This window comes from Nocardioides cavernae (genome assembly GCF_013410035.1).
Lineage (GTDB): Bacteria > Actinomycetota > Actinomycetes > Propionibacteriales > Nocardioidaceae > Nocardioides > Nocardioides cavernae_A.
Genome location: NZ_JACCBW010000001.1, coordinates 1,163,120 through 1,185,298, shown reverse-complemented (window position 1 = coordinate 1,185,298; position 22,179 = coordinate 1,163,120). Strand labels below are relative to the sequence as shown.

The following is a 22,179-nucleotide window of genomic DNA, read 5'->3' as shown; positions in this document are numbered from 1 at the left end:
TACAGACCTCAACCAGATGGAGCCCCCGATCCCCATGAGCCGTGCATTCGAGCCCCTCGCCGTCGGTCCCTGGAAGCTGCCGCAGCGCTTCGTGATGGCGCCGCTGACCCGCAACCGCGCGGGTGCGGGCCACACCCCGACCGCCCTCAACGCCGAGTACTACGCCCAGCGCGCCGGCGCCGGGCTGATCATCACCGAGGGGACCGCCCCGAGCCAGGTCGGTCAGGGCTACCTCGACGTCCCCGGTCTCTACACCGACGAGCAGGTCGCCGGCTGGCGCACGGTCGCCGAGGCGGTCCACGCCCGCGACGGCGTGATCGTCGCGCAGCTCATGCACGCCGGGCGGATCGCCCACGCTGACAACAAGGACGGTGCCGAGACCGTCGCCCCGAGCGCCGTGCAGGCGCCCGGCGAGATGGTGACCGCCGACGGCACCAAGCCCCACGACGTGCCGCGCGCCGTGGAGACCGACGAGGTGGTCGGACTGGTGGCCGACTTCGTCACCGCCGCCCGCAACGCGATCGCCGCCGGGCTCGACGGGGTCGAGGTGCACGCAGCCAACGGCTACCTCCTGCACCAGTTCCTGGACCCGACGGTCAACCTGCGCGACGACGTCTACGGCGGCTCCCCGGAGAACCGGGCACGCTTCGTCGTCGAGGTCGTCACCGCGGTCACCGAGGCGATCGGCGCCGAGCGGGTCGGCCTGCGGCTCAGCCCGGGCCACCAGGTCGCCGGCATCGGCGAGAAGATCACCAGCGACCTGACCGAGACGTACCGCGCCGTCGTCGACGCCGTCGCGCCGCTCGACCTGGCCTACCTGAGCCTGCTGGCCAGCCCTCTGGAGCCGCTCGAGTCCCTGGTGCGCGACCTGCGCGGGCGCTTCGACGGCGTGGTGCTGCTCAACGACGGCTTCGGTGAGGTCACGACGCTCGCGACGGTCGAGCAGCTGCTCGAGACCGGTCTGGCCGACGCCGTCGTCGTGGGGCGTCCGTTCCTCGCCAACCCCGACCTCGCCGAGCGCTGGCGCACCGGTGCCGAGCTCAACGAGCCGAACCCCGACACGTTCTACGGCGGCGGCGCGGAGGGCTACACCGACTACCCGACGCTCGACCGGACCTGAGCACTCCGCCGCGGCTCTGATGGCGGCGCGTGGTGGCGTGTGGCGGCGCGTGGCGGCGTGTGGCGGGGTATCTAGGGACGATCTGGTTGTCCGAGGGGCGTCTCAGCTCCCATGTCGTCCCTAGATACCCCGGTTGACGTCCCGGCCCGGGCGCCGGCCACCACCCCGAGGACGCCGATCGCGACGGCGAGGGCGTAGACCACGGGGAACGGGTCCAGGCCGCCGCGCGCGGCCGCGGCGTACACGATCCCGCTGACCGACAGGGCGAGCGCCGCGCCGAGCGAGTCCGCGACGGTGAGGGCCGCGGAGTTGAAGCCTCGGTCCTCGTCGGTCGCCGAGGCCAGCATGGACACCCCGGTGCGGGGGTAGGCGAACCCCATGCCGATGCTGGCGAAGACGTAGGCCACGATCGGCGCGAGGGCGGGCACGTCGGCGCCGCGCGAGCGCAGCCACACCAGCAGCGCGATCGCAGCGACCCCGACCAGGACGACGCTGGTGCCGAACCGGAACGCGGTGCCGTGCGCGACGCGCTCGCCGAGGCGGGACGACGCCTGGCTGGACGTCGCCCAGACCACGCCGACGCAGGTCAGGGCGATGCCGGCCTGGCCGGGCGTGAGGTCCCACCGCTCCTGCAGGACGTAGACGATGTAGGCCTCCGCGCAGAAGAACGAGGCCGCCAGCAGGCCGCGGGTCGCGATCACCGACGGCAGCCCCGGGCGACCGGTCAGCGTGCCGGCCGGCAGCAGCGGCCGCACGCCCACGACGACCAGCACGAACGCGAGCGCTGCGGCGGCCAGGGTGAGTCCCGTCCCGGAGCCGAGGAGCTCGAGGGCGAGCACCGCGGCCGCGGCCAGGACCGCCCAGGCGAGACGCGAGCGCGGGGTCGCCGTCGGGCTCTCGGGCGCGGGTTGGCGGCGGGCGGTCGGGGTCACCAGCACGGCGGCCACGGCGACGAGCACGACGATGCCGAGGAAGACCCACCGCCAGCCGAGGGTCGAGGCGACGAGGGCCGCGAGGCCCGGCCCGAAGAGCGCGGGCAGCACCCACGCGGCGGCGAACGCGGCGAAGATCGAGCCCTGGAGGCGCGGGGGGTAGACGAGCCCGACGAGCACGTAGGCGGCGACGACCAGCGCCCCGCTGCCGAGGCCCTGCACCACCCGGCCGACGACGAGGACCTCCATCGTCACCGCGGTGCCGCAGATCGCCAGTCCCACGGAGAAGGTGACCATCGAGCCCAGCAGCGGCACGAGCGGGCCGCGCCGGTCGGACCACATGCCCGCCGCCACCATGCCGACCACGCCGCTGGCGAACGGTGCGGCGAAGGACAGCGCGTAGTAGTCGAACCCGTCGAGGCTGCGCGCGACCGTCGGCATCACGGTGGTCACCGCCATCGCCTCGAACGCGGCGAAGGCGATGAGCGAGAACAGACCGACGGTTGTCGCGGCGTAGGCCGGGGAGAGGATGCGCTCGCGCGGGTCGCTCGCCGGCGTGCTGGGGGTGGTGCTGGTGCTCACTGGCACGACGGTAGGACCTCAGGTGCACCTGAGGTCAATCCGAGCCCCGATCGGAATAGACGGGGCGCCGACGACGCTGAGCCGATAGTGACCGCCCTCTCCGTGCTCGACCTCGTGCCCGTCCGCAGCGACCAGACCACCGGCGACGCGATCGCTGCGTCCCGCAGCCTCGCGCAGGTGGCCGACGGGCTCGGCTACCGCCGCTACTGGGTCGCCGAGCACCACAACATGCCGGCCGTCGCAGCCACCAACCCGCCGGTCCTGATCGCGATGCTCGCCGCCGCGACCGAGCGGATCAAGGTCGGCTCGGGCGGCGTGATGCTGCCCAACCACGCGCCGCTGGTCGTGGCCGAGCAGTTCGCCCTCCTCGAGGCCGCCTTCCCCGGACGGATCGACCTCGGCATCGGGCGCGCGCCCGGCACCGACCCGCTCACCCGGTACGTCCTGCGCGGCGGCAGCGCCGAGTCGGCCGACGAGGCCGTGACGAAGTTCCCCGACTACGTCGAGGACATCCGCACGCTGATGACCACCGAGGGCGTCGAGCTCCAGGTGGGCCCGCGCCGCCAGCCGCTGCGGGCCACGCCGGCGGCCCGCTCGATCGCGGACATGTGGCTGCTCGGGTCGTCGGACTACTCCGCGCGGCTCGCGGCCGAGAAGGGCCTGCCCTACGTCTTCGCCCACCACTTCTCGGGCGAGGGGACCGGCGTCGCGCTGGACCTCTACCGCTCGTCGTACCGGCCGTCGCCGGAGTACCCCGAGCCGCGGACCTTCCTCACCGTCAACGCCGTCGTCGCGGAGACCGAGGAGGAGGCACGTCGCCAGGCGCTGCCCAACGTGCAGCAGATGATCGCGCTGCGCACCGGTGCGCCGTTGCACCCGCAGCGGCTCGTCGAGGACGCCGAGGCGGTCGAGATGACGCCGGAGCAGAAGGCCTTCGGCAACGCCATGCTCGGTCGCTGGATCGTGGGCTCCGCCGACCAGGCGCGCGAGCAGCTCGACAAGCTCGCCGCCGAGCACGACGTCGACGAGGTGATGGTGCACCCCGTGGCGGGCGCGGCGTCCGGGACGGACGTACGCACCTCACCGCACCGCGAGACCACGCTGCGGCTGCTCGCGGGCTGAGCCCGGCCGTACGGCTAGTGGCGCTCCTCGAGCCCGACGGCCTCGCGGAGGTCGTCGACGGCCTCCATGAGCTTCGGGTCGTCGGCGGCGCGTGACTCCATCAGCGACGCGAGCGCCTCGGCCATCACGTTGAGCTTCTCGTGCATCGCCTCGTTGTTGCGGCGCCCGGCGTTCTCCAGCAGCACCAGGAGCAGCAGCGACAGCACCGCGCCGAAGGTGTGGATCGCCAGCTCCCACTTGGTCGTCGTCTTCCAGAGCGGGAAGCTCGCCGCCCACAGCACGACGACCGCCATGACCACAGCGAAGAACGGCGGGCGGCTGATCGCCCGGGTGGCGAGCTCGACGAACTTCTCGAACGGGTCGAGCCCGTCCTTCTTCTCGCGGCTCTCGGCGGCCTCGCTGCGGTCCATGATCGGGAATCTAGACGTACGGCCCTCCCGATCGCCCGCGACACGTGCTGGTCCAGACCGCCGTGACCTGGCCCCATCCGCCACGTTGGTCGCTGCGAAGACCAGTACCGGCGGCGATCAGGTCCTCGACGCCGGAGACAGTGCGCGACTCGGCGTGCAGAGGCGCAGGCACGTCCGGGGGGAACCATGGTCAGCAACGACGTCACGAGCGAGATGGCCACGGTCGAGCATCGCGTCGTGGTCGACGCGGACCGGCAGCGCACGCTGCGGCACCTGGTCCAGTGGGCCACCCAGGTGGTCGGGCCGTGCGACGTCGCCGCGATCCGCGTGAGCGACGAGGACGGGCGCCAGTCGTACGCGGCGTGCCACCGCACCGTCCCGCTGATCGACGAGCTCCAGGGCTGGCTGGCCGTCGGCCCTGCGCCGGACACCCTGCGCACCAGCGGTGACGTCGTGAACGTCGCGGACGTCTCGCGCGAGGTCCGGACGCCGTGGACCGGGGACGCCGCCGCCGTCCTCGACGTCCGAGCCTGCCTGGGTCTGCGGTTGCAGGTGGACGGGGTCGTCCTCGGCGCACTGCACCTCTACTCCTTCACCCCGGGCGCCTTCGACGTGCGCCACGTCGCCGACGCCCTCGTGCTGGCGGCGCACGCCTCCTCAGCCGTCGCGTTCCAGCCCGGCGTCCCGCGCGCGGATGATCACGTCGGCCCGGTCGGTGGCCTGGAGCTTGGCCAGGATGCTCGTGATGTTGTTGCGGATCGTCTTGGGTGACAGGAAGAGCTGCTGGGCGATCTGGCCGTTGCTGCGCCCCGCCGACCGGACCGCCCGACCATTTCCCCACTGAAGCGGCCACATCCCGTTCCCAGTGCCGGTCCCCAGCGCCCCTAGTCGAGCGCCAGCCCCGCGGCCGGGGTGACCCGCGCGGCCTTCCGGGCCGGCACGACGCAGGCCGCGAGCCCCGCGAGCGACGCGGTCACCGCGACCGCCGCGACCTGCCACACCGGGACGGTGATCCCGACGTCGTCGACCACCGCTCCCACCATCACCTGCACGCCCACCCAGGCGAACACGATCCCGATCGCCGTGCCCAGCAGCGTCGCGACCGTCGACAGCAGCAGGCCCTCGGCCGCCATCGAGCGGCGCAGCTGCGTGCGGGTCAGGCCCATCGCGCGCAGCAGGGCGTTCTCCCGGCCGCGCTCGAGCACCGACAGGCCGAGCGTGTTGGCGATCCCGACGAGCGCGATGACGATCGCGATGGCGAGCAGGCCGACCACGGCGCCGGTCATGATGTCGACCTGGAGGTAGACCCAGCTGCGGTTGCCGTACCCGCCGCCGAGGTCCGCCCCGGCCGCTCCGGCCAGAGCGGCGAGGTCGCCCGACAGGTCCTCGGCGTCGGTGCCCTCGGCGGCGCGCACCCACACCGCGAGCGGCTGCGGCGCCGGGTCGAGGGCGGCCAGCGTCGCGGGCGACACGATGCCCGCCTGACCCCAGCCGCTGCCCGTACGCACCCGGAGCGTGCGCTCGCGCCCACCCGTCACGACCGTGAGCTCGCGGTCCGCCCAGACACGCTCCGCCACCGCACGCGGGAGCGCCTCGACGAGGTCGTACGACAGCCGGACCACTCCGTCCGGCGTGGTCAGCCTCCTGTCGCCCCGGACCACGCCGGGCTGCGAGCCCAGCGCCACCAGCGGCACGGACTGCTCCCGGACGGAGGCCAGGGTGCCGTCGAGGGCGACGGCGTCGTCGACCCCGTCGACGGCCGCGACCCGCTCCGCGAGGTCCGCGGGGAGGGGAGCGTCGATCGCGGTGACGGTCGCGTCGAGCGGGTACGACTCGTCCATGTCGCGGTCGATCGCCGTCCGCGAGGACGCCAGCCCGGTCAGCACCGCCGTGGTGAGGGTGACGCCGACGAGCAGCGACGCCGCGGTCGTGGCGGTACGCCGGGGGTTGCGCACGGCGTTGCCCGTGGCGAGCCGGCGCACCGGACCGCGGCCGGCGAGGCCGCCGACCAGGCGGACGAGGGCAGGCACGAGCACCGGGCCGAGCAGGAGCACGCCGACGAAGGCCAGCGCTCCGCCGGCCAGCATCACCGGGACGGTGGTCGTCGCGACGGACACCGCGAGCAGGGCGGACCCGCCGACGAGCGTGGCGAGCGCCAGCACGAGTCGCCAGCGGCCCGCGGCGGTGCGTACGTCCACCCCCGTGTCGGGGCGCAGGGCAGCCAGGGGCGCGACCCTCGTGGCCGCGCGGGTCGGCAGCCACGCGGCGCCGACGGTGACGAGCACGCCGACCGCGAACGCGGCACCGGCCCACAGCGGGCTGAGCGACGCGCCGCCCATGTCGTCGAACCACACCCCGACGAGGCCGACGAGGGCGACGCCGAGCGCACCGCCGACGAGCAGCCCCAGCGTGGAGGCGACCAGGCCGAGGGCCAGCGCCTCGAGACGGACCGCGCGCCGCAGCTGGCGCTTCGTGACGCCGACGCAGCGCAGCAGGGCGAAGTCGCGCATCCGCTGCGCGAACAGGATGGCGAAGGTGTTGGCGATGACGAGGGCGCCGACGAAGAGGGCGATGGCAACGAAGAGCAGCGCCAGGATCGCGATGATGTCGACGCCGCGGGAGATCTCGGCCTGCTGGGCCGCGATCCAGTCCGCCGACGTCTCGACGCTCGCGCCGGGTGCGAGCTCCCCGGCCGCAGCCGTGCTGCCGCCCCACGCGACGGCGCTGACCCAGAGGGTCCCGTCGAAGCGCTGCAGCGTCTGCCACGGGACGTAGAGCGACGCCCCTCCCACGGAGGGGCTGTCGACCAGGCCGACGACCTCGACGTCGGCGGCGTCGTCGCCGCTGCCGATGCGGACGACGTCGCCGATCGAGACGCCGCTGCTCTTGGCGCGGTTGAGGTCGGCCAGCGCCTCGTCGGCCGAGGCTGGGTAGCGCCCGTCCTCCAACGTCTGCCACTGCAGGGCCGGGTCGAGCGACACCTCCGAGACGTCGGCGGACTGCGTGAGCTGGATGCCGTCGCGGAAGACCGGTTCCATCGCGTAGCCGACCGCCATCGCCGGGAAGCCGCCCTCGGCGGCGGCCTCCATCAGCCGGGTCACCTCCCGGTCGCCGGGCATGGTCACGACGTGGTCGACCCCCGCGACGGGGGCGCCGGCGTCTGCCGTGAGGCCGGACCGGGTCGCGCCGGTGAGCACGCCGGTCACCACCACGAACGCGACGCCGATCACGACCGCCAAGGACGCGGCGACGTACCTGCGCGTGTGGTGCCTCATCGAGGCCAGGAGCACGGTGCGCATCAGGCCCTCCGTCCCCGCAGGGCGGCGACGAGCGCGTCCTGCGACGGGTCGGCGAGGTGGGCGGTCACGGCGCCGTCGTGGATCACGACGACGTCGTCCGCGTACGCCGCCGCGTCGAGCTCGTGGGTGACCATCACGACCGTCATGCCGAGCTCGCGCACCGAGCGGCGCAGGTGTCCGAGGACCTCGGCGCTGGCCTCGCTGTCGAGGTTGCCGGTGGGCTCGTCGGCGAAGACGATGTCGGGTCGCGTGACCAGCGCGCGGGCGATCGCGACGCGCTGCTGCTGGCCACCGGAGAGCTGGCTGGGCAGGTGGCCGAGCCGGTCGGCGAGACCGAGCACGCCGACCACCTGCTCGTAGCGCTCGCGGTCGACCTCGCGGCCGGCGAGCTCGAGCGGGAGGAGGATGTTCTGCCCGGCGGTCAGCATCGGCAGCAGGTTGAAGGCCTGGAACACGAAGCCGATGTGCTCGCGGCGGAAGAGCGTCAGCGCGGTGTCGTCGAGGCCGGCGAGGTCGCGCCCCGCCACGCTCACGCTGCCCTCGGTCGCGGCGTCGAGGCCGGCCAGGCAGTGCATGAGGGTCGACTTGCCCGAGCCGCTCGGGCCCATGATCGCGGTGAAGCGACCGGCCGGCAGGTCGAGGTCGACGCCACGGAGGGCGTGGACGGTGTTGTCGCCGCTGCCGTAGGTGCGGGTGAGGCCGCGGGCACTCGCCGCGGTGCGGGCCTGGAGGGAGGTCGTCGTCATGGGGACAACGTTCGTCGTCGGCGGACCCCCGATCGTCGGCCCGCGGCACGGACCGCGCGTCGGTCGGCGGGCGTACGCCGGGCGCGGGCGTACGACCACAGGAGGACCTGACGCCTCGCTCCGACCTGCTCAGGTGGCGGCGAGCGCGTCCCGGGCCGTGCGGGGCTCGCGACCGAGCAGGTCGCCGAGGAGGGGGTCGGTGCCGGCGAAGAAGCCCTCGCGGGCCGCCCGGTAGAAGCCGAGGAGGAATGCGGTCATCCCCTCCGGGGCGCCCGCCGCGGCCTGCGCCTGCCGCCAGGACTCCTCGTCCACGACCTCGCACGTGATCGTCCGTCCTGCGATCTCGGAAGCCGTCACGGCCAGCTCCGCAAAGGTGGGGGCGGTCGGTGCGGTCAGGGTGGTGGGACCGTCGTGTGCCCCGTCCGACAGCAGGATCACGGCGACGGCCTCTGCGGCGTCCTCCCGGGCGGTCCACGAGACGGGTCCGTCCCCGGGAACCGTGATCACGCCGGTCTTGCGCCATGGGCCGGCCATCCACTGCAGGCTGTGGGCGTAGAACCCGTTGCGCAACGAGGTCCACGCGACGCCGGAGCCTGCCAGCAGCTGCTCGGTCGCGTAGTGGGTGGTGCCGGGGTGGAACGGGTTGTCGGGCGCCGCGCCCTGGTGGCTGGTGTAGAGGATCCGGCCGACTCCCGCGGTCACCGCAGCCTCGATGGCGTTGCGGTGCAGGGCGACGTGGTCGCCCGCGGGGTCGTTGGAGGAGACGAGCAGCAGCTGGTCGGCTCCGGCGTACGCCTCGGGGAGCCCGCCTGGGTCGGCGTAGTCGCCCTGGCGGACCTCCACGCCGCGTCGGGAGAACCGCTCGGCCTTCGCGACGTCGCGCGTGACGACGGCGACGTCCGCAGGCGCGACGTGCTCGAGGAGGTGGTCGACGGTCGCGCCGTTGAGGGCGCCGGTGGCGCCGGTGACGATGATCATTGATATGTCCTTTCTGTTATCAGCGATAACGCCACCGTAGCGAGGTGTTCTCGGCGATATCAAGATCTCGTTATCCTTGGTCCGTGACGCCACCCCGGACAGACACCCGCCAGGCCATCCTGGAGGCGGCGGTCCACCTCCTCCGCGACGGTGGCCCGGCGGCGATGACCACACGCCGGGTGGCCGAGCGGGCCGGGGTGCAGGCCCCGACGATCTACCGCCTCTTCGGCGACAAGGACGGCCTCCTGGAGGCCGTGGCCGAGCACGTGATGACGTCGTTCGTCGTCGGGAAGTCCCGCGCGATGGCGGCTGCCGAAGCCGCCGACGTCGACCCGCTCGAGGACCTGCGGTCGAGCTGGCGGCGGCAGGTCGAGTTCGGGCTGGCCAACCCCGCGGTGCACCGGCTCCTCAGCGATCCCGACCGCGCGGCCGGGTCGCCGGCCGCGCGCGCGGGGCGGGAGGTCCTGGCATCGCGCGTCCACCGGCTGGCCGTGGCCGGGCTGCTGCGGGTGCCCGAGCCGCACGCCGTCGACCTCATCCAGGCCGCCGGCACCGGTGCGATCCACGTCCTGCTCGCGACGCCCGAGCAGACGCGCGACCCCGACCTCGCAGAGGCGATGATGGAGGCTGTCCTGGCGGCGATCCTCGTCGACGACCCGGGCGGTGTGCCCGCCGGCCCCGTCTCCGCCGCGGTCGCCCTGCGCGCGGTCGCGCCCGACCTCGAGGTGCTCAGCGCCGCCGAGCGCCGGCTGCTGGCGGAGTGGCTCGACCGGGTCGCCGCGGGGTGAGCTGTGCACCCCCCCGCACCACCTCAGGCCCGGACCAGCCCCGCCTCGTAGCCGAGCACCACCAGCTGGACCCGGTCCCGCGACCCGGTCTTGGCGAGGATCCGCCCGACGTGGGTCTTCACGGTGGTCTCGGCCACGACCAGCTCGGCCGCGATCTCGGTGTTGGTGAGGCCGCGCGCGATCAGGGTCAGCACCTCGACCTCCCGCTCGGTCAGGAGCGCGATCCGGTCGTCGGAGGTGGCGGGCGCGGCCGGGTCGGGCAGTGCGGCGAAGTGGTCGAGCAGTCGGCGCGTGGTGCTGGGCGCGACGACCGCGTCGCCGGCGCGTACGGCCCGGATGGCGCCGAGCAGGTCGGGCGGGGCGGCGTCCTTGAGCAGGAACGCCGAGGCGCCGGCGCGGATCGCGGCGAAGGCGTACTCGTCGAGGTCGAAGGTCGTCAGCACGATGACCCGCGGCGCGTCGGCGGTCGCGAGCAGCCGCCGGGTCGTCTCGACGCCGTCGAGGCGCGGCATGCGCACGTCCATCAGCACCACGTCGGCCGTGGTGACGCCGAGCTTCTCCAGCGCTTCCCCGCCGTCGCCCGCCTCGCCCACGACGACCATGTCGTCCTGGCTCTCGACGAGCATCCGGAAGCCGGCGCGCACCATCTGCTGGTCGTCGACGAGGAAGACCCGGATCGGCCCGGCCGTCGTCTCGGGGAGGTCTGCGCTCACAGCGGCAGCCTCGCAGACACCGCGAACCCGCCGCCCGTCACGGGCCCGGCGTCCAGCGCCCCGCCGTGCACGGCGGCGCGCTCGCGCATGCCGGCCAGGCCGAGGCCGCGTCCGTCGGAGTGGGCGGCCGCGCCCCGCCCGTCGTCGCGCACCTCCACCTCGACCTCCCGGCCTACCCGCACCCGGACGCTGACGCGCGCCTCGGGTCCGGCGTGCTTGCGGACGTTGGTGAGCGACTCCTGCACGATCCGGTACGCCGCCAGCCCGACGCCGCCCGGCACGTCCGGGGCCGGCTCCGGCAGGTCCGCCTCGACCCGGGTGCCGGCGGCGCGCGCCTCGTCGACGAGGTGGCGTACGTCCGCCAGCCCGGGTTGCGGGGCCACCCCGGTGTCGCCGTCGCGGAGCAGCCCGAGGAGGCGCCGCATCTCGGTCAGCGCCGCGCGCCCGGTGGACGAGATCGTCTCGAGCGTGCCGACGGCGACGTCCGGGTCCTTGGCCGCGGCGTACCGCGCGCCGTCGGCCTGTACCACGATCACCGACAGGCCGTGGGCGACGACGTCGTGCATCTCGCGGGCGATCCGCGAGCGCTCGTCGCGCGCGGCGAGCTCCACCTCGCGCTCGGCCATCCGCTCGGCCTGCTCGGCACGCGCGACCAGCGAGGCGACGTACTTCTCCCGCGACTGCGCGGCGAACCCCAGTGCCCACGCGGCGGTGACGATCGCGCCGATGGTGACGGTGTAGGGGACCAGGTTCGCGGCGGTCACCTCCCCCGCGCCGAGGCCGTACATCCAGCGCGCGGCGGCCACCAGCGCGCCGGCGTACCCGACGAGCAGCGCAGCGATGCCCTGCCAGCGCGGCGACCACCGCGCGACCGAGTAGACGGCGACCGGGAAGGCGAGCTGGCCGACCGTCGGCTGGTCGTACGCCGCGGCCTGGAGCGCGGACGCGAGGGCGACCGCGAGGAAGGCGGGCCACGGGCGGCTCCGGCGCCACAGCAGCGGCAACGCCTCCGCGGCCGTGAAGACCATCGCCGGGAGCTGCCCCGCGAGGAAGTGGCCCATCCCGCCGACGAGGAGCACGAACCCGACGAGCGCACGGTCCAGCCATCGCCGCGCGCGCGGGCCGAGGCGCCACGGCTGCTGGTCGGTCGGGTTGGCCATGGTGCGGACGATAGACGGGGACCGCCGGCCCGCACGTCCGCCCGCAGGAGGACGCCCGTCGTGCCCGAGTAGGGTGCGACCCATGACCCAGTGGGAATACCAGGTGGCGCCGATTCCGCTCCACAACGAAGCGCTGATGCTCAACAACTTCGGTCAGGACGGCTGGGAGCTGGTGGCGATCCACACCAACGCCCAGGGTGGCCTGGTGGCCTTCCTCAAGAAGCCGAAGGCCTGACATGGGTGCGGAGGCGCGCCTCGCCGAGCTGGGCATCACCGTCCCCGACGTCGTCCCGCCGGTCGCGGCCTACCAGCCGACCGCCCGCACCGGGAACCTCGTCTTCACCGCCGGCCAGCTCCCCGCGAGCAACGGCGAGATGATCGCGGTCGGCAAGCTCGGCGCCGAGGTCACCGAGGAGCAGGGCTACGCGTGCGCGCGCCAGTGCGCCCTCAACGCGCTCGCCGCGGTTAAGGCCGAGATCGGCTCCCTCGACGACGTGAAGCGCGTGGTCAAGGTCGTCGTCTTCGTCGCCTCCGCGCCCGACTTCACCGGCCAGCCCAAGGTCGCCAACGGCGCCTCCGAGTTGCTCGGCGAGGTCTTCGGCGACGCCGGCAAGCACGCCCGCTCCGCCGTGGGCGTGAGCGTCCTCCCGCTCGACGTCCCGGTCGAGGTCGAGATCATCGTCGAGGTCTGAGGGGGCTGACCCGATGGAGCGGCTGCCGCTTCCGGACGCCCTCGTCGCCCAGGCCCGGGCGTACGCCACCGGCGACGCGACGCCCGCCGAGCCGCGCGACGCCGCCACCGTGGTCCTGCTGCGCCCCGGCGCCGCCGGTCCCGAGGTCTACCTGCTGCGCCGGCAGACGTCGATGGCCTTCGCCGGCGGGATGTGCGTCTTCCCCGGCGGCGGCGTCGACCCGCGAGACTTCGACGACGAGCTCGTCGACCGCGGACTCTGGTCCGGTCCGTCGCCCGCCGAGTGGGCCACGCGGCTCGGCGTCGACGAGCCGAAGGCGCGGGCGCTCGTCTGCGCGGCAGTCCGCGAGACCTTCGAGGAGTCCTCGGTGCTGCTCGCCGGCGCCAGCGCGTCCGAGGTCGTCGCGGACACCACGGGCGACGACTGGGAGGCCGACCGGGTCGCCCTCGAGTCGCGCGAGATCTCGCTGACCGCCTTCCTCGAGAAGCGCTCGCTCGTGCTTCGCACCGACCTGCTCGGCGCGTGGTCGGGCTGGCTCACCCCGGTCTTCGAGCCGCGCCGCTACCGCACGTGGTTCTTCGTCGCCCGGCTGCCCGACGGCCAGGTCACCCGCGACGTCTCGACCGAGTCGTCCACCGTGACCTGGGTCGGCGCGCTGGACGCGGTCGAGCAGGTCGAGCGGCAGGAGATCCTGATGCTGCCACCGACGTGGCTCACGTGCCTCGAGGTCGGCCAGCACCCCGACCCGTCGGCGGTCCTCGCCGCGGCCGAGGGCCGGACCGTCGAGATGTTCATGCCCGAGGTCGTCGAGGACGGTGACGACTTCATCCTCTCCACCCCACCGGCGTACGCCGCCCTGATGGCGGACCGATGACGCACGCGCCCTGGTCCGGCGGCACCTTCGGCGCCACCGCCACCTGCGTGCTCGCGCCCAACGCCGACATCATGACGCTCGACGGCACCAACACCTGGGTGCTGCGAGACCCCGACTCGTCGCGGTCCGTCGTCGTCGACCCGGGCCCCTCGATGGCAGCCCACCTCGATGCGATCGACGACGTGGCGGGCGACGTCGCCGCGGTGCTGCTGACCCACCACCACGCCGACCACAGCGAGGCCGCGCGGGAGTACGCCGAGCGTCACGGCTGCGGCGTGCGCGCCCTCGACCCGGCCTACCGGCTCGGCTCCGAGGGCCTCGGCGAGGGCGACGTCGTCAGCGTCGGCCGCCTCGAGGTGCACGTCGTCGCGACGCCGGGGCACACCTCCGACTCGCTCTCCTTCGTCGTCCCGCAGGACCGCGCCGTGCTCACCGGGGACACCGTCCTCGGTCGCGGCACGACCGTCGTCGCGCACCCGGACGGCCAGCTCGGGGCGTACCTCTCCTCCCTCCAGCGCCTGCACGCGCTCTGCGGCGAGCAGGGCATCACCACCGTCTGGCCGGGCCACGGCCCGGTCATCGACGACGCGCTGGGGGCGCTCGAGCTCTACCTCGCGCACCGAGAGCAGCGCCTCGAGCAGGTACGCACCGCGCTGGCGACGCTGCCACCCTCCGACGACCCGGCCCGCGCCGTCGTCGAGGTCGTCTACGCCGACGTCGACCCCGTGCTCTGGGGTGCCGCCGAGCTGTCCGTGCGTGCCCAGCTGGCGTACCTGGCCGGGGCCGATCCCCGGTAGTCCGCATCAATCGTCATGCCGGATCGGGTGTGGGGGATGAATTTCGATGCGGACTACCCCAGCAGCCGGCGCCAGAGCCACCTCAGCGCCATCCCGAGGGCGATCGCGGCCGCCACGCCGAGGCCGATCATCCAGGAGATGTCGCGTTGCCCAACCGCAACCGGCTCGCCGAAGTCGTGGGTGAGCTGCTGCGACGAGGTCCCGTCGAGGTCGGGGACGAGGTCAACGGCGACGCTGAGCGAGTTGGCGACCCCCGGGCCGCCGACCGAGCCGACGGAGCGCCGCCATGTGCTGGTGTCGTCGACCTCGGGTGTGGTCACCACCAGCTCCGCTCCCGATCCGTCGAGGGCCTGCACCACGAGCAGCTGGAGCCGGTCGTCCAGCCACCCGACCGGTCGCACCACGGACTCTCCCAGGGTCCCCTCCGGGAAGGGGTGCTCGACCACGACGCGCCGGCGCACGTCGAGGGTGTACGAGGCCGACGCGGGCCCGGTGGCCAGCGCGACGTACCGACCGTCGGGGGAGAAACCCGCAACGACGGCCGACCGCTGGGTCTCGATCCGCGTCGATCCGCCCTGGCGGGAGTCGAGGCGCAGAGCCCCGTTGGCGGCAGAGATCGCCAAGGTGCCGTCCGGCGCGACCACCGCGTTCGTCGGGGTGTAGGGCAGCGCGACGATGCGTGAGCGTGAGAGCAGGGGTTCGACGACGCCCACGGCAGGGACGTCACCGAACGTCGACGCCGACCACGACAGACGCGTGCCGTCCGACGACCACGCGAGTGAGTCGTAGGTGAGGGAGTCGCCCGGCTGGGAGAACAGGACGCGCTCGCGTCCGGATCCCAGATCCACCCTGACGAGGACCGTGTCCTCTCCTCGTGTCCGCTGGTAGGCCAGGGCCGTGCCGTCGGGTGTCAGCGCCAGGGCGCGGCGCGACCGGTCCCAGTCCGGCAGCGCGAGCCGATGCGGCACACCATCGGTCGCGGTGAGGACCACCGGATCGCCGTCGCGGTTGACGAACGCGACCGACGCCCGGCCGACGGCGAGGTCGTCGGTCGCGGGGAGGTCTCCCGGATCCTCGATGCGGCTCGGGATCGCCCCGCCCGGCACCTCCTGCGAGGCCGTACGCGCCTCCCGGTCGTCGGTGCCGAGCAGCACGGCGCTCCACGTGACGGAGGCGATGATCGCCAGCACGGCGGCAGCCGCCAGCACCTGCCCGCGGCGCCGGGCCGCCTGGGCACGGTGCCAGAGGTCGTCGGCGACGGGCAGGGGCTCGACGGCGTCCGCGACACGACGGAGGGAGGTCCTGAGGTCGGTCATGCGTCTGCTCCGATCAGCTCGGCGAGCTCCGGCGCGAGCGTGCGCAGCCGGGCGAGCGCCTGGCGGGTCGTGGACTTCACGGTGCTGGTGGACAGTCCGAGGGCGCGGGCGGTGTCGACCTCGGTGAGGTCCTCGTAGAAGCGCAGCACCAGTACGGTCCGCTGCTTCGCGGTCAGCCGGGCGAGCGCCTGGTCGAGGGTCAGCCGCAGGTCGTGGTCGCTCGTGGCCGTCGCGCCGTCGTACGTCTCGAGCGGCGTCTCGGCGAAGCGGCGCCGGCGCCACCAGGAGATGTTCTGGTGGTACATCGCCCGTCGCACGTACGCCTCGGGCGAGGTGTGGATCCGTCGCCAGTGCCGCGCCGCCTGGAGCAGCGCGGCCTGCACCAGGTCCTGGGCGAGGTGGTGGTCGCCGGTCAGCAGGTACGCCGTGCGCGACAGCGCGGCCTGCCGCCCTGCCACGAACTCGGCGAAGCCCGCCTCGTCATCCGTGATCACGCCCCACCCCCTTCACGACGTACGACGCACGCGGGGCGGGCGCCGGGTGGCACGAGAGTAGGAGGAGTTCGCGTCAGTCCCCGAAGTCGTGCGTGAGCTCCTGCTCCGGATCGCCGTCGAGGTCGGGGACCAGGTCGACCGCGACGCTCGTGCCGAGGCTGTCGGGCACGTGCTCGACGAGCGTGTGCCAGACCCACTCCGACTCCGGGCGGTCGGGAGAGGTGAGCAGGACGAGGTCGTCGCCGACCTGCGCTACGAGCAGGCTGTCGTCCGCCCAACCGATCGGTCGGACGCTGGCGCCGTCGGGATAGGTCTCGCTCGGCAGGTCGCGCTGCGCATCGGCGCCCGAGGACGTCACGAACGGCACGGCGTCCACCGCGGTGTCGACCGGCGGCCCGCCGTCCGCGAGGTCGGTGTAGCGCAGGTCGGCCCCGGCGAAGGTCGCGCTGATGTCGCCACCCGGCGCCGTCACGCCGACGAGGGGTCGGGGGCGTGCGCTCCGGCCCGACGGGTCGACCGCGCAGCTGACGACGGGCGGGTCCGGCTCCTCGAAGCTCGGCCGGCCCATCACGTCGATCGCGATCCGTCCGTCCGTCGTCCACGTCATCGCCCAGGGGGTGGAGCCGCACTGGGGTGGTTCGACGAGCTCGCTCGCCCCGGTGACGAGGTCGACCGTGCGGAACCACGGCGTCTCGACGTAGCCCCTGCCCCTCGCCTCGTAGACGGACGCGGTCGGGTACGCCACCCGGGTCCCGTCCGGGGACAGCGCGAGCCAGGAGCCGGTGAGGTGGTCGGCGAACACCTCGAAGGCGTCCGCGTCCGGGAAGTCGGGGAGCTCCACGCGGTGGGCGTCGCCGGTCGCGGCGTCCACCAGGACGGGCTGCGCCGCCTCGTCGACGTACGCCACCGAGGCGCGGCCGACAGCGAGGTCGGTGAGCACCTCGCCCGAGGGCTCGGGTATCCGGCTCGGGATCGCTCCGCCCGGCACCCCGGCGGGCTGCGGGGCCTCGCGGTCGGGCCGCACCGCGAGCGCCCCGACCCCGACGACGAGCGCCACGACGGCGACGGCGGCTGCGGCGCGTACGACCCGTGCGTTGCGTCGCGCCCGCCGCCCGCGGTCCCAGGCGGCGGGGTCGGGGGAGAAGGTCTGGGTGTCGGCGAGGGCGTCGAGCTCCTCGCGCAGCTTCGTGCTCATGCGTCTGCTCCCACCAGGTCGGCGAGCTCCGGGGCCAGGTCGCGCAGCCGGCGCAGTGCCTGGCGTCCCATGGACTTGACCGCGCCGCTGGAGATGCCCAGCTCGGCGGCCGTCTGGACCTCGGTGAGGTCCTCGAAGTAGCGCAGCACGAGCACGGTCCGCTGGCGCGGGGTGAGTCGGCGCAGGGCCTGCTCGAGGGTCAGCCGGAGGCTCGGGTCGGCAGCGGCGACCGGCTCGTCGTACGACCCGAGCGCGGTCTCGGTGAACCGCCGTCGCCGCCACCACGAGATGTTCTGGTGGTACATCGTGCGACGGACGTACGCCTCGGGCGAGGTCTCGATGCGCTCCCAGTGCTGGGCGGCCTTGGCGAGTGCGGCCTGCACGAGGTCCTCGGCGAGGTGGTGGTCACCTGTCAGCAGGTAGGCCGTCCGCGCGAGGGCAGGGCCACGCGCTCGGACGAACTGGTCGAACCCGGATCGATCGGTCATCGCGAACCCCCTTCACCTCTCATGACGCATGGGTGCGTCGCGGCGGGGGTCAGCCGGGCAGGACTATCTCGGCGAGGTTGGTCAGCGGGCGCGGCGGGAGAGGCGCTCGAGGTCCATGATCACGACGGAGCGCGGCTCGAGGCGGAGCCAGCCGCGCGAGGCGAAGTCGGCAAGCGCCTTGTTGACCGTCTCGCGGGAGGCGCCGACCAGCTGGGCGAGCTCCTCCTGGGTGAGGTCGTGGTGGACGTGGACGCCGTCGTCGGCGGTACGGCCGAAGCGGTCGGCCAGGTCGAGGAGGGCCTTGGCGACGCGACCGGGCACGTCGGAGAAGACCAGGTCGGCCACGACGTCGTTGGACTTGCGCAGCCGCGAGGCGAGCTGGGAGAGCAGGCCGCGCGCCACCTGCGGGCGACCCTCGAGCCAGCGCAGCAGGTCGTCGTGGGAGAGCGAGGCGAAGGACGCGTCGGTCACGGCGGTCACGGTCGCCGAGCGCGGACCCGGGTCGAAGAGGGAGAGCTCGCCGAACATCTGGCCGGGGCCCATGATCGCGAGGAGGTTCTCGCGGCCGTCGGAGGACGAGCGGCCGAGCTTCACCTTGCCCTCGGTGACGATGTAGAGCTTGTCGCCGGAGTCGCCCTCGTGGAACAGGACGTCGCCGCGCCGCAGCGTCGTCTCGGCCATCGACCCGCCGAGGGCGGTGGCCGCCTCGTCGTCGAGCGAGCTGAACAGCGGTGCCTGCCGAAGCACGTCGTTGTCCACGTGAGTCCTCCAAGTGAGTGCGTCCCGACGAGGTGGGGTCCGGGATCGTCACGATCCTAGCCGTGGTCCGCCTCACATCGGGGATCGCCCGTGGTCGCGTGGCGACGGCCGCCGGAAATTCTGCGGAGTTGAGGGGAATCGACTCAACTTCTGGCGCGTTGGACCCAGTACCGACCAGAGTGGGTCGCACCCGAGTCACGGAGGAGATGAGTTGAGCCAGTTCGGTGCCGAGAAGTTCACGACTCGCAGCCGCGAGGTGATCGAGGCCGCCCAGCTCGCCGCCACCACGGGCGGCAACAGCAACACCGAGCCCGTCCACCTGCTCGTCGCCCTGCTCAAGCAGGAGGACGGCACGAGCCGCAGCCTGGTGCAGAAGGCCGGCGTCGACCCGGCCACGCTGCTCGCGCAGGCGGAGGGGGTGCAGCAGCAGCTGCCCCGTGCGACCGGCTCGACCGTCCAGCAGCCGAGCGCGTCGGCGTCGCTGACGCGCGTCCTGGCGCAGGCGCTCGACCTCGCCGGGTCGATGAAGGACGACTTCGTCGCCACCGACCACCTGCTCGTCGCCATCGCGACCGTCGAGTCGCCGGCGCAGAAGGTGCTCACCGCCGCCGGCCTGTCCGCCGACGGCCTGCGTGAGGCCATCACCGCCGTGCGTGGCAACCGCCGGGTGACGAGCGAGAGCGCGGAGGCGTCGTACGAGTCGCTCGACAAGTTCTCCGTCGACCTCACCAAGGCGGCCGAGGACGGCCGGCTCGACCCGGTCATCGGGCGCGACGCCGAGATCCGCCGCGTCATCCAGGTGCTCTCGCGGCGCACCAAGAACAACCCCGTGCTCATCGGGGAGCCCGGCGTCGGCAAGACCGCCGTCGTCGAGGGCCTCGCGCAGCGCGTCGTCGCCGGTGACGTCCCCGACTCGCTCAAGGGCCGCCGGGTGCTGAGCCTCGACCTCGCGGCGATGGTCGCGGGCGCGAAGTACCGCGGCGAGTTCGAGGAGCGGCTCAAGGCCGTCCTCGAGGAGATCAAGGACGCCGGCGGGCAGGTCATCACCTTCATCGACGAGCTGCACACGGTCGTCGGCGCGGGCGCCGGCGGCGACTCCGCGATGGACGCCGGCAACATGCTCAAGCCGATGCTGGCCCGCGGCGAGCTGCACATGATCGGCGCGACCACCCTCGACGAGTACCGCGAGCGCATCGAGAAGGACCCCGCGCTGGAGCGCCGCTTCCAGCAGGTCTTCGTCGGCGAGCCCAGCGTCGAGGACACCATCCAGATCCTGCGCGGCATCCAGGAGAAGTACGAGGCGCACCACGGCGTACGCATCACCGACGCCGCGCTCGTGGCCGCGGCCACGCTGTCCGACCGCTACATCACCGGACGGCAGCTGCCCGACAAGGCCATCGACCTCATCGACGAGGCCGCGTCGCGCCTGCGGATGGAGCACGAGTCCTCGCCCGAGGAGATCGACGTGCTGCGCCGCCAGGTCGACCGGCTCAAGATGGAGCAGTTCGCGCTGGAGAAGGAGAGCGACCCCGCCTCGGTGGAGCGGCTCGACGCGCTGCGCAAGGACCTCGCCGACCGCGAGGAGGAGCTGCGCGGGCTCGAGACGCGCTGGGAGCGCGAGAAGGACCAGCTCCAGGGAGAGGGCGAGCTGCGCCGCCAGCTCGACGCGCTCAAGATCGAGGCCGAGAAGAAGCTGCGTGACGGCGACCTCGCGGGCGCCTCGGAGATCCAGTACGGCCGCATCCCCGAGCTCGAGCAGCAGATCGCCGAGGTCGAGAGGGCCGAGCTGGCCGACATCGAGCCGCTGGTCGGCGAGGAGGTCGGCGCCGAGCAGATCGCCGACGTCGTCGAGGCGTGGACCGGCATCCCCACCGGCAAGATGCTGCAGGGCGAGACCGCCAAGCTCCTGGAGATGGAGTCGGTCATCGGCGAGCGGCTCATCGGTCAGGCCGAGGCGGTGACCGCGGTCAGCGACGCCGTACGCCGCTCGCGGGCCGGCATCTCGGACCCGAACCGCCCGACGGGATCGTTCCTCTTCCTCGGCCCGACCGGCACGGGCAAGACCGAGCTCGCCAAATCCCTGGCGGACTTCCTCTTCGACGACGAGCGGGCGATCGTCCGCATCGACATGAGCGAGTACGGCGAGAAGCACTCGGTCTCGCGGCTCGTGGGCGCCCCGCCCGGCTACGTCGGCTACGACGAGGGCGGCCAGCTGACCGAGGCGGTGCGGCGCCGGCCGTACAGCGTCGTGCTGCTCGACGAGGTCGAGAAGGCTCACCCCGAGGTCTTCGACATCCTCCTGCAGGTGCTGGACGACGGGCGGCTGACCGACGGCCAGGGCCGCACGGTCGACTTCCGCAACACGCTGCTCATCCTGACCTCCAACCTCGGCTCGAACTTCCTGGTCGACCCGCTGATCGAGCCGACGGTCAAGCGGGAGTCGGTGATGGGCGTGGTGCGCTCGCACTTCAAGCCCGAGTTCCTCAACCGGCTCGACGAGATCGTCATGTTCGACGCGCTGTCCAAGGACGACCTGGCCCACATCGTCGACCTGCAGCTCGCGCTGCTCGAGCAGCGTCTCGCGGTCCGGCGGATCACCATCACGGTGACCGACGCGGCGCGCGCGTGGCTCGCCGAGACCGGTTACGACCCGGCGTACGGCGCCCGGCCGCTGCGCCGGCTGATCCAGTCGGCCATCGGCGACCCGCTCGCGCGGATGCTGATCGGCGGGCAGGTCACCGACGGCGGTGGGGTCACGGTCGACGTGGGCGAGGACGGCCTGGTCCTGCGCTGACGGGCCGCGCCGGTCGTCTCCAGCGCGACTCAGCCATCCCTCAGCCGTCCTTCAGCCGGCTGGGGGATGCTGTGTCCCGTGAGCACGCAGACCGACGTACGTCCGTGGTGGCGGTTGCGTGACACCCCGGTCCCGGGTGGCGTGCCGGACCTGGCCAAGGCCCTGCTGTGGACCGAGGTCGCGCTCGTCCTGTTCGTCTCGCTCGGGCGCAGCGCGGTCTACTCGGTCGTCAGCATCGTCTCGGCGCTCACCGCGCCGGGTCCGCTGTCCTCGCAGGCGGCCAACCTCAACAACAGCCTCGCCCCCGACCGGCCCTGGCTCGACCTGACCTACCAGCTGCTGCGGATCGTCTTCGCGCTCGTGCCGGTCGCGCTCGCGGGCTACCTCCTCGTCCGCTCCGGCAGCCGGCTCCGCGACGTCTGGGCGCGCGACGGCGGCTGGAGCACCCTCGGCGACTGGGGCCGCGGCGCGCTGCTGGCGGCGGGCGTCGGCTCGGTGGGTGTCGTGTTCTACCTCGCGACCTTCGCCCTCGGCACCAACCTCACGGTCGTCGCGCAGTCGCTCCCGGGGGAGTGGTGGCAGGTCCCGGTGCTGGTCCTGGCCGCGGCGCAGAACGCCGTGCTCGAGGAGTTCGTCGTGCTCGGCTTCGTGCAGGTGCGGCTGCGGCAGATCGGCTTCGGCGACACTGCGGCCATCGGCCTGGCGGCGCTGCTGCGCGGCAGCTACCACCTCTACCAGGGCCTCGGCGGGTTCGTCGGCAACCTCGCGATGGGCCTGCTCTTCGGCTGGCTCTTCCGCCGCTGGGGCCGCGTGATGCCGTTCGTCGTCGCGCACACGCTGCTCGACGTCGGCGCGTTCGTCGGGTACGCCGCCCTCGCCGGGAGGGTCGACTGGCTGCCGACCCTCTAGGCGTACGCCCG

Annotated in this window: 22 protein-coding genes and 1 pseudogene; 10 read left to right on the top strand and 13 right to left on the bottom strand. The window is 73.4% G+C overall.

The features are described 5' to 3' along the window. Positions 1 to 34 precede the first annotated feature (34 nt). Complete coding sequence (locus F4692_RS05825; protein WP_179618640.1) at positions 35 to 1,120, top strand: alkene reductase; 1,086 nt, start codon at positions 35 to 37, stop codon at positions 1,118 to 1,120. A gap of 71 nt (positions 1,121 to 1,191) precedes the next feature. Here the strand turns inward: F4692_RS05825 and F4692_RS05820 are convergent, their stop codons facing one another. Then, positions 1,192 to 2,634 (bottom strand): MFS transporter, encoded by a 1,443-nt coding sequence (locus F4692_RS05820; protein ID WP_179618639.1) that lies wholly within the window; start codon positions 2,632 to 2,634, stop codon positions 1,192 to 1,194. Between the two features lie 87 nt (positions 2,635 to 2,721). Here F4692_RS05820 and F4692_RS05815 point away from each other — a divergent pair, with 87 nt between their 5' ends. Further along, positions 2,722 to 3,756, top strand: coding sequence for an LLM class flavin-dependent oxidoreductase (locus F4692_RS05815; protein ID WP_179618638.1), 1,035 nt, complete (start codon positions 2,722 to 2,724; stop codon positions 3,754 to 3,756). Positions 3,757 to 3,770: 14 nt separating this feature from the next. On the opposite strand, the gene F4692_RS05810 is transcribed toward F4692_RS05815, so the two are convergent. Continuing rightward, on the bottom strand, positions 3,771 to 4,166 hold the full coding sequence (locus tag F4692_RS05810) for a low affinity iron permease family protein (RefSeq protein WP_179618637.1): 396 nt from the start codon (positions 4,164 to 4,166) through the stop codon (positions 3,771 to 3,773). Positions 4,167 to 4,352: 186 nt separating this feature from the next. On the opposite strand from F4692_RS05810, the pseudogene F4692_RS21015 reads away from it, so the two are divergent. Continuing rightward, positions 4,353 to 4,820, top strand: a pseudogene (locus F4692_RS21015) (GAF domain-containing protein); the annotation flags it as partial. A gap of 3 nt (positions 4,821 to 4,823) precedes the next feature. Here F4692_RS21015 and F4692_RS20670 read toward each other — a convergent pair. From F4692_RS20670 to F4692_RS05790, 4 genes are all read right to left on the bottom strand, one after another. Next, entirely contained in the window at positions 4,824 to 5,021 is a 198-nt protein-coding gene (locus F4692_RS20670) for a response regulator transcription factor (RefSeq protein ID WP_218858159.1), read from the bottom strand. A 29-nt stretch (positions 5,022 to 5,050) separates the two neighbouring features. Beyond that, the gene (locus tag F4692_RS05800; RefSeq protein WP_179618635.1) at positions 5,051 to 7,465 is read right to left on the bottom strand and encodes an ABC transporter permease; all 2,415 of its coding nucleotides are present in this window, start codon (positions 7,463 to 7,465) and stop codon (positions 5,051 to 5,053) included. Continuing rightward, positions 7,465 to 8,211 carry an ABC transporter ATP-binding protein gene (locus F4692_RS05795; RefSeq protein WP_179618634.1) on the bottom strand — a complete coding sequence of 249 codons (747 nt, stop codon included), beginning with the start codon at positions 8,209 to 8,211 and terminating at the stop codon, positions 7,465 to 7,467. The genes F4692_RS05800 and F4692_RS05795 overlap by 1 nt, the downstream gene beginning before the upstream one ends. A 129-nt stretch (positions 8,212 to 8,340) precedes the next feature. Continuing rightward, positions 8,341 to 9,189 carry an NmrA family NAD(P)-binding protein gene (locus tag F4692_RS05790; protein WP_179618633.1) on the bottom strand — a complete coding sequence of 283 codons (849 nt, stop codon included), beginning with the start codon at positions 9,187 to 9,189 and terminating at the stop codon, positions 8,341 to 8,343. Positions 9,190 to 9,272: 83 nt separating this feature from the next. Between F4692_RS05790 and F4692_RS05785 the strand changes: the two genes are divergently transcribed. Next, positions 9,273 to 9,977 (top strand): TetR/AcrR family transcriptional regulator, encoded by a 705-nt coding sequence (locus F4692_RS05785; protein ID WP_179618632.1) that lies wholly within the window; start codon positions 9,273 to 9,275, stop codon positions 9,975 to 9,977. Positions 9,978 to 10,000: 23 nt separating this feature from the next. On the opposite strand, the gene F4692_RS05780 is transcribed toward F4692_RS05785, so the two are convergent. Both F4692_RS05780 and F4692_RS05775 read right to left on the bottom strand, forming a co-directional pair. Next, complete coding sequence (locus F4692_RS05780) at positions 10,001 to 10,690, bottom strand: response regulator (RefSeq protein ID WP_308645171.1); 690 nt, start codon at positions 10,688 to 10,690, stop codon at positions 10,001 to 10,003. Beyond that, on the bottom strand, positions 10,687 to 11,850 hold the full coding sequence (locus tag F4692_RS05775; protein ID WP_218858158.1) for a sensor histidine kinase: 1,164 nt from the start codon (positions 11,848 to 11,850) through the stop codon (positions 10,687 to 10,689). The genes F4692_RS05780 and F4692_RS05775 overlap by 4 nt, the downstream gene beginning before the upstream one ends. A gap of 82 nt (positions 11,851 to 11,932) precedes the next feature. Between F4692_RS05775 and F4692_RS05770 the strand changes: the two genes are divergently transcribed. Genes F4692_RS05770 through F4692_RS05755 form a run of 4 tightly spaced genes read left to right on the top strand, consistent with a single transcriptional unit; the run spans position 11,933 to position 14,213 of the window. Beyond that, positions 11,933 to 12,085, top strand: coding sequence for a Sp36 family protein (locus F4692_RS05770; protein ID WP_168218378.1), 153 nt, complete (start codon positions 11,933 to 11,935; stop codon positions 12,083 to 12,085). A 1-nt stretch (position 12,086) separates the two neighbouring features. Continuing rightward, on the top strand, positions 12,087 to 12,542 hold the full coding sequence (locus tag F4692_RS05765; protein ID WP_179618631.1) for a RidA family protein: 456 nt from the start codon (positions 12,087 to 12,089) through the stop codon (positions 12,540 to 12,542). A 13-nt stretch (positions 12,543 to 12,555) separates the two neighbouring features. Further along, positions 12,556 to 13,416: an NUDIX hydrolase gene (locus tag F4692_RS05760; RefSeq protein WP_179618630.1), complete on the top strand. Its 861-nt coding sequence runs from the start codon at positions 12,556 to 12,558 to the stop codon at positions 13,414 to 13,416. After that, positions 13,413 to 14,213: an MBL fold metallo-hydrolase gene (locus F4692_RS05755; protein WP_179618629.1), complete on the top strand. Its 801-nt coding sequence runs from the start codon at positions 13,413 to 13,415 to the stop codon at positions 14,211 to 14,213. The genes F4692_RS05760 and F4692_RS05755 overlap by 4 nt, the downstream gene beginning before the upstream one ends. A 53-nt stretch (positions 14,214 to 14,266) precedes the next feature. On the opposite strand, the gene F4692_RS05750 is transcribed toward F4692_RS05755, so the two are convergent. The 5 genes from F4692_RS05750 to F4692_RS05730 all read right to left on the bottom strand — a co-directional run bounded on the left by F4692_RS05750 (position 14,267) and on the right by F4692_RS05730 (position 18,465). After that, positions 14,267 to 15,529, bottom strand: a complete 1,263-nt coding sequence (locus F4692_RS05750) for a WD40 repeat domain-containing protein (protein WP_179618628.1) — start codon at positions 15,527 to 15,529, stop codon at positions 14,267 to 14,269. Further along, positions 15,526 to 16,023, bottom strand: a complete 498-nt coding sequence (locus tag F4692_RS05745) for a SigE family RNA polymerase sigma factor (protein WP_179618627.1) — start codon at positions 16,021 to 16,023, stop codon at positions 15,526 to 15,528. Before F4692_RS05745 ends, F4692_RS05750 begins: the two co-directional genes overlap by 4 nt. 73 nt (positions 16,024 to 16,096) lie before the next feature. After that, complete coding sequence (locus F4692_RS05740; protein WP_179618626.1) at positions 16,097 to 17,218, bottom strand: hypothetical protein; 1,122 nt, start codon at positions 17,216 to 17,218, stop codon at positions 16,097 to 16,099. Next, positions 17,215 to 17,706, bottom strand: a complete 492-nt coding sequence (locus F4692_RS05735) for a SigE family RNA polymerase sigma factor (protein WP_179618625.1) — start codon at positions 17,704 to 17,706, stop codon at positions 17,215 to 17,217. Before F4692_RS05735 ends, F4692_RS05740 begins: the two co-directional genes overlap by 4 nt. 81 nt (positions 17,707 to 17,787) lie before the next feature. Then, positions 17,788 to 18,465 carry a Crp/Fnr family transcriptional regulator gene (locus F4692_RS05730; protein WP_210651214.1) on the bottom strand — a complete coding sequence of 226 codons (678 nt, stop codon included), beginning with the start codon at positions 18,463 to 18,465 and terminating at the stop codon, positions 17,788 to 17,790. A 211-nt stretch (positions 18,466 to 18,676) separates the two neighbouring features. On the opposite strand from F4692_RS05730, the gene clpB reads away from it, so the two are divergent. Both clpB and F4692_RS05720 read left to right on the top strand, forming a co-directional pair. Next, complete coding sequence (clpB, locus tag F4692_RS05725) at positions 18,677 to 21,259, top strand: ATP-dependent chaperone ClpB (protein WP_179618624.1); 2,583 nt, start codon at positions 18,677 to 18,679, stop codon at positions 21,257 to 21,259. A gap of 78 nt (positions 21,260 to 21,337) precedes the next feature. Continuing rightward, positions 21,338 to 22,168 (top strand): CPBP family intramembrane glutamic endopeptidase, encoded by an 831-nt coding sequence (locus tag F4692_RS05720; protein WP_308645170.1) that lies wholly within the window; start codon positions 21,338 to 21,340, stop codon positions 22,166 to 22,168. Positions 22,169 to 22,179 lie beyond the last annotated feature (11 nt).

Bases quoted from the DNA above. Each gene is read 5' to 3' on its own strand.
- F4692_RS05740 (WP_179618626.1), bottom strand. From the start codon at position 17,218: ATGAGCACGAAGCTGCGCGAGGAGCTCGACGCCCTCGCCGACACCCAG.
- F4692_RS05790 (WP_179618633.1), bottom strand. From the start codon at position 9,189: ATGATCATCGTCACCGGCGCCACCGGCGCCCTCAACGGCGCGACCGTC.
- F4692_RS05735 (WP_179618625.1), bottom strand. From the start codon at position 17,706: ATGACCGATCGATCCGGGTTCGACCAGTTCGTCCGAGCGCGTGGCCCT.
- F4692_RS05755 (WP_179618629.1), top strand. From the start codon at position 13,413: ATGACGCACGCGCCCTGGTCCGGCGGCACCTTCGGCGCCACCGCCACC.
- F4692_RS05765 (WP_179618631.1), top strand. From the start codon at position 12,087: ATGGGTGCGGAGGCGCGCCTCGCCGAGCTGGGCATCACCGTCCCCGAC.
- F4692_RS05795 (WP_179618634.1), bottom strand. From the start codon at position 8,211: ATGACGACGACCTCCCTCCAGGCCCGCACCGCGGCGAGTGCCCGCGGC.
- F4692_RS05810 (WP_179618637.1), bottom strand. From the start codon at position 4,166: ATGGACCGCAGCGAGGCCGCCGAGAGCCGCGAGAAGAAGGACGGGCTC.
- F4692_RS05800 (WP_179618635.1), bottom strand. From the start codon at position 7,465: ATGCGCACCGTGCTCCTGGCCTCGATGAGGCACCACACGCGCAGGTAC.
- F4692_RS20670 (WP_218858159.1), bottom strand. From the start codon at position 5,021: ATGTGGCCGCTTCAGTGGGGAAATGGTCGGGCGGTCCGGTCGGCGGGG.
- F4692_RS05775 (WP_218858158.1), bottom strand. From the start codon at position 11,850: ATGGCCAACCCGACCGACCAGCAGCCGTGGCGCCTCGGCCCGCGCGCG.
- F4692_RS05760 (WP_179618630.1), top strand. From the start codon at position 12,556: ATGGAGCGGCTGCCGCTTCCGGACGCCCTCGTCGCCCAGGCCCGGGCG.
- F4692_RS05825 (WP_179618640.1), top strand. From the start codon at position 35: ATGAGCCGTGCATTCGAGCCCCTCGCCGTCGGTCCCTGGAAGCTGCCG.
- F4692_RS05750 (WP_179618628.1), bottom strand. From the start codon at position 15,529: ATGACCGACCTCAGGACCTCCCTCCGTCGTGTCGCGGACGCCGTCGAG.
- F4692_RS05770 (WP_168218378.1), top strand. From the start codon at position 11,933: ATGACCCAGTGGGAATACCAGGTGGCGCCGATTCCGCTCCACAACGAA.